The sequence below is a fragment of the Aerococcus sp. HMSC23C02 genome, from assembly GCF_001806805.1.
Taxonomy (GTDB): domain Bacteria; phylum Bacillota; class Bacilli; order Lactobacillales; family Aerococcaceae; genus Aerococcus; species Aerococcus sanguinicola.
The window spans coordinates 3,119-8,830 of record NZ_KV786039.1; the positions used below are offsets into that span (position 1 = coordinate 3,119).

At 50.5% G+C, this 5,712-nt stretch carries 3 protein-coding genes; all 3 read right to left on the reverse strand.

Annotated features, from left to right (window positions below; all coding sequences use genetic code 11):
- Positions 1-60 precede the first annotated feature (60 nt).
- The 3 genes from HMPREF3090_RS00200 to HMPREF3090_RS00210 all read right to left on the reverse strand — a co-directional run bounded on the left by HMPREF3090_RS00200 (position 61) and on the right by HMPREF3090_RS00210 (position 5,155).
- On the reverse strand, positions 61-1,698 hold the full coding sequence (locus HMPREF3090_RS00200; protein ID WP_070485730.1) for a DAK2 domain-containing protein: 1,638 nt from the start codon (positions 1,696-1,698) through the stop codon (positions 61-63).
- Positions 1,699-1,752: 54 nt separating this feature from the next.
- On the reverse strand, positions 1,753-2,115 hold the full coding sequence (locus tag HMPREF3090_RS00205; RefSeq protein WP_067972279.1) for an Asp23/Gls24 family envelope stress response protein: 363 nt from the start codon (positions 2,113-2,115) through the stop codon (positions 1,753-1,755).
- 1,102 nt (positions 2,116-3,217) lie between these two features.
- The gene (locus tag HMPREF3090_RS00210) at positions 3,218-5,155 is read right to left on the reverse strand and encodes a heavy metal translocating P-type ATPase (RefSeq protein ID WP_067972283.1); all 1,938 of its coding nucleotides are present in this window, start codon (positions 5,153-5,155) and stop codon (positions 3,218-3,220) included.
- Positions 5,156-5,712: the final 557 nt, after the last annotated feature.

Genomic DNA, 5,712 nt, shown 5'->3' on the forward strand with positions numbered 1-5,712 from the left:
CCATGGCTCTTCAAGGCCCAAATTCAAAAGCGGAACGGATGCTCATCAGGCACCATCCCCCTATTCCACCGAAATCAAATAAGCATAGACCGGTTGTTGGCCTTCGTGGACTTCCACTTCGATGTCCTCGTGCTTGGCTTCGACTTCCTCTGCCAAAGCCTCGGCTTCGTCTTGGCTCACACCCTCGCCGAAGAAGAGGGTCACGATTTCGGAATCCTCATCCAGCATGGCCTCAACGGTGGCTAGGGTTTGGGCTTTTCGGTCAGCTTGGCTGCTGATGATGTCGCCGTTGACGATGCCCATGTAGTCGCCTTCCTTAATGGTTAGGTCGCCAATCTTGGTATCGCGGACAGAGGTGGTGACTTGGCCGGACTTAACATAGGCCAGTTCGCTAGTCATGGCTTCCGCATTCTCATCCAGGCTGGCTTCTGGGTTGTAGCCCAGCATGGCAGTCAGGCCTTGGGAGATGGACTTGGATTCCACCACGCGGGCGTCTTGGTCCAAGATCTCTGCCGCCTGCTTGGACGACATGAAGATGTTCTTGTTATTCGGCAAGATCAGATAGCTTTCCGCGTTAACTTCTTGGGCCGCCTTGACAATGTCTTCCGTCGAGGGGTTCATGGTTTGACCGCCATTGATGACCTTGGAGACGCCCAGGCTTTGGAACATGTCTTGGATGCCTTGGCCAGCTGCCACCGCAATCACGGCAATTTTTTCCTTAGGCTTAGCTGGCGCAGAGACTTGGGCCTTGCCTTCGAGGATGGTGTCGTGTTGGAGGCGCATGTTGTCGACCTTGATCTTAATCAGCGAGCCAAATTTTTGCCCGTATTCGAGCACTTGGCCGGGGTGTTCGGTGTGGACATGGACCTTGACCACTTCTTCGTCGTTAACCACCAGGAGCGAGTCGCCCAAGTCGTTGAGGAAGTTGCGGAAGGTCTCATAGTCGAAGCTGTCGGTAACGGTCTCCCCTTCGCCCAGTTTGACCATGATCTCCGTGCAGTAGCCATAAGTGATGTCTTCATTGGACACGGCATGGGAGGTCTTGAAGTAGTTTTCCTGGTGGGCCAGTTCCGTCACATCTGCTTGGGACATCCCCACTTTGTCATCGACTGCAATCTTTTCACCCTTGAGCGCTTCTAAAAAGCCGGTGTAAATAATAAACAGGCCCTGGCCCCCACTATCGACAACGCCCACTTCTTTGAGGACAGGTAGGAGGTCTGGCGTCTTGATCAGCGCTTCCTCAGCCCCCTTGTGGACTTCTTCCATGACATGGATAGGGTCGTCCTGCTGCTTGGCGGCGGCCATCCCGGCTTCTGCTGCCTCGCGCGCCACGGTTAGGATAGTCCCTTCCACCGGTTTCATCACCGCTTGGTAGGCCGTTTCCACCCCATGGTTAAAAGCATCCGCGAGGTCCTGGCCGGAGAGGACTTCCTTCTCCTCGCAACCCTTGGCAAAACCGCGGAATAACTGGGACAGGATCACGCCGGAGTTACCCCGGGCGCCCATCAAGAGTCCCTTGGCGAGGTCTTGGGCCACCTGACCGACATCTTGGGCATTATTAGTCGTCACCAGGTCACAGCCTGAAGTGAAGGAAAGGCTCATATTCGTCCCTGTGTCCCCATCTGGAACCGGGAAGACGTTCAAGGAATTGACATATTCCGCCTGGTCTTCGAGGCGCTTGGCCCCTACCGAAATCATATTTTTTAACTCTTTTGCATCTATCGAATTCACATTAAACCTCCTCAAGCTTTCCTAGTCGACATCCGTTCGAATGCCTTGGACAAAGACATTCACCACGTTGGCAGAGAGGCCTAGAACCTTCTCTAACTCAAACTTCACAGAACTTTGGACGTTACGACAAATTTCGGAGATCTTAGTACCATAGTTCACGATAATATAAACATCTACAACCACGCGTTGGTCTTCACTGTGGACCACCACGCCGCGCGCATAGTTTTCCCGGTTGAGAATTTCTTGGATGCCGTCACGAATTTGATTCTTCGAAGCCATGCCGACCACGCCGTAGTTTTGGGTGGTGGCCTTGCCGACTACCATGGCAATGGCTTCGTCACTAATTTCAATTTCACCATGTTTTGCTTCCATTTTTACTGTCATCTAAAAAGCCTCCTTATAGATATATGAAGCTATTAATTTAAAAAATCCTTATGAATAGTGTAACGGATTCAAAGCACAATTTCTACACATTCTCTCTCATTATACTATATTCTTTAGCTAAATTATGTAAATTAAGACATTTATTATTTAAAAAGTGGGGTTAGCTAAGGAAAATGATAGTACAATCGGATTGTAAAAACACGAATTGAGAGTGAGCATGCGTTGCGCTGTTGAATTTGGTCCTTGAAGAGCCGTGGCACCGGTTCGGGCCAAGGTCCCTCACCTAACGAGCTTCAAAGGGCTAGTACGGCTTACGCCGACTATCCCTAATTCACATCGTTTGCTTGTTCACGGCTAAGGACCAACTTCAACGCTCCACTCCTGCTCAAACTTTAGTCTGCTTAATAAATATAATTATGCTTACTATTTCGATTGCGCAAATTATAAAGTGCTTTTAATAAAAATGGTATTTTTTAGTACACAGTTGTTGATAGAATAAATATAAATTTCTTGAATGAGTGATTTTTTTATTATGAATAATTGCAGTATGGTTGGAGCAAGTACCTAGCAAAAATATAAATGGCGAGTGAGCAAGCGTTGATTTATTGAAATCCCGCCATTTCCTCTGAGTAAAGGCAGCTTCGCAAGCTGATACTGCCACTCCTCTTGGGAAGAGGCAGCTTCTCGAGTCGATGCTGCCACTCCTCTTGAAAAGAGGCAGGTTTGCGAGCCGATACTGCCACTCCTCTTGGGAAGAAGCAGCTTCTCGATCTTTATGGACAAGAGTGCTAGGGATTTGTCCGTTTCTCCCTAGCTTGTGGACAAATCTGTAGGTGACTTGTCTGTTTCTCTCCATGTTACAGACAAAACGGTAGGGAATTTGTCCGTTTCTCTCCGTATTACAGACAAAACGATAGGGGATTTGTCCGTTTCTATGCTTTTTAGAGTGTCTTATCAGTCATCTGTTAACTCATGCCATCGAAAAAAGCGAACGCTAGTCGTTAACAAGCGTCCGCTTTTGATTAATTTTGTTTGAAAGCAATGGATTAGCGAATACTAGAGTGGGGCTTGGCTGCTCACCAGCCCCCTTTTATTCGTCCGATTATTTAAACTCGCGCGGGGTCATGAGCAGGCGGAGGGCGTTGATGATGACGAGGATGGTGGAGCCTTCGTGCATGATGACGCCGATTGCGATGTCCATTTTACCGAGGAAGTTGAGGGTGACCAGGGTTAGCACGACCAGCATGGAGAAGGCGATGTTTTGCCAGGTGATCCGGTCCATCTTCTTAGCTAAGTGGTGGGCATAGACCATCTTGGAGAGGTCGTTTTGCATGAGGACCAGGTCAGCCACGTCCATGGCGACATCCGTTCCGTCCCCCATGGCCACCCCCACATCGGCCTTGACGAGAGCGGGCGCGTCGTTGACCCCGTCCCCTAACATGGCGGTGGTGCCGAATGCGGCTTGTTGATCAGCGACAATGCCGGCCTTATCTTCAGGCATGACATTGGCCACTACTTCTTGGATGCCGATCATCCGGCCCACTGCTTCCCCGGTCAGCTTGGCGTCGCCGGTGATCATGGTGGTGTGGATGCCTTCCCGGTTAAAGTAGGCGATGGCTTCCTTGGCCGCTGGGTTGGGCAGGTCCATGAGGGCGATCAGGCCGACCACTTCTTCATTGACCGCCATGTAAACCACGGTCTTGCCTTCTTGGCCCAGCGCTTCTTCTTTGGCCTTAAAGTCTGCCTTAACTTGGGCGAAGGAGGAAGGCTTGCCGATCCGGTAAGTCTGGCCTTGGTAGTTGGCTGACAAGCCCCGTCCCAGTTCGTTTTCAACGGTTAAGGCAGGAGCTGTCTGGGGCGTGAAGTGCTTGAGGATGGCCGTGGCTAGGGGGTGGTTGGATTCCTTTTCCATAGCGACTAGGATATCGACCATGGCCGCTTCATCGACCGAATCATCGAAGTAGGCATCGGTCACGCTGGGCTTGCCGTAAGTTAAGGTGCCCGTCTTATCGAAAGAAATCGCCTGGAGGTCAGCGACCTTAGAGAGGTAGGCCCCACCCTTGACCAGGACACCTTTTTTCGACAGGTTGGAGATGGTGGACAGGGTCGCGGGCACGGCGCTGGCAGCCAGGGCACAAGGGGAAACAGCGATGAGGTAAACCATGCTCCGGTAGAAGCTCATCTCCCAGGTCCAACCGAAGATGTAAGGGCCGGACAGGAGGACGAGCGGGAAGAGCAGGAGGACCAGGGTCACATACTTAGGTTCCAAGCGCTGGATCAGGCTGGCAGTCTTGGTTAGGCTAGATTGTGACTGGTTGACCATGTCTAGGATCTGGGCAAAAACGGTCTCGGAACTGTCCTTGGTAACCTCCATGGTGAAAGTCCCGCTACCGTTGATGGTCGAACCGAAGACCTCGTCGCCTTCCCCCTTCTCCTTAGGCATGCTCTCGCCATTGATCGACGATTCATCCACCGTCGTCAGCCCGGAGAGGATAACCCCGTCAGTCGGAATCTGGTCCCCGTTGAGCACCTTCAACTGGTCGCCAACCTTGACCTGGTCGACAGGAACCACCTGGGTCTCACCATTGGCCAAAATCAAACGGGCCTCCGTTGGGTTCATCTGCAGGAGATTGGTAATCTCACGCTTGCTCTTGCCGTCCACATAGTCTTCCAAGAAGTGGGCCCCCGCAAAAATCACAATCAAGAGCGCCCCCTCTTCGAAGTTACCGATCGCCATAGCACCAGCCGTAGCCAGGGCCATGAGAAAGTGGATATTGGGTAAGAATTTCTTATTTTCGAGGCTCTTACGAATCGTATCGCCAAAACCTTCAAGGATAATATGGTAGCCAGCGGTCACAATCGCTGCGGTAAAAGCCAGGCTGGCATAGCCCGATCCCGTCGCCTCCAAGTAGAGACCAATGAAGAAAGCCGCTAAGCCGACAAAGTACATGATAACCGGCAACTTCCCGTCATGGTCGTGTTGGTCTTCTGCGGTCGCCTGGTCCTGGCGCCCTTGGACCTCTAAAGTCTTCTCGCACATTTCATTTTCCTCCTTAGCTCGTTTGTAATACTTTCAGTTCATTTAGCTTGTATGGGTTACATATGAATAGCTGTTCATCTATAAAACAAGGGCTTACATGAAGCACCACTCATTCGTACCCTTATTATACTTGAACGGAATTTCATATGTCAATCCTTTTAAGCTAAAAAATCTGCCAAAAAGAAAAAACAAGCCAAGGCTGCCACCACAAGCTTGAACTCAGCATATTTTTATTAACAGGGTGTAAAGGCAAGTCGCCTATTTGCGCTCAAGAGCCCTGAATGCAGATAGCAACTCACCAGCACCACCAATCCCCCTACCCCTTACAAATAAAAGCAGAATTGCTTCAAACTTTTCAAATAAAACCGGGATTCACTTATTTTTTTGCTATTCAACTAGTGAGCAGGAGTGGAGCTTGAAAGGGATCGTTAGCCATGAAAAAGCAAGCGAAGAGAATTACGGATCGTAGGCATAAGCCGTACGAACCGTTTGAATCTCGCTAGGCGAGAGACCGAGGCCCGAACCGGTGCCATGGCTCTTCAAGGACCAAATTCAAC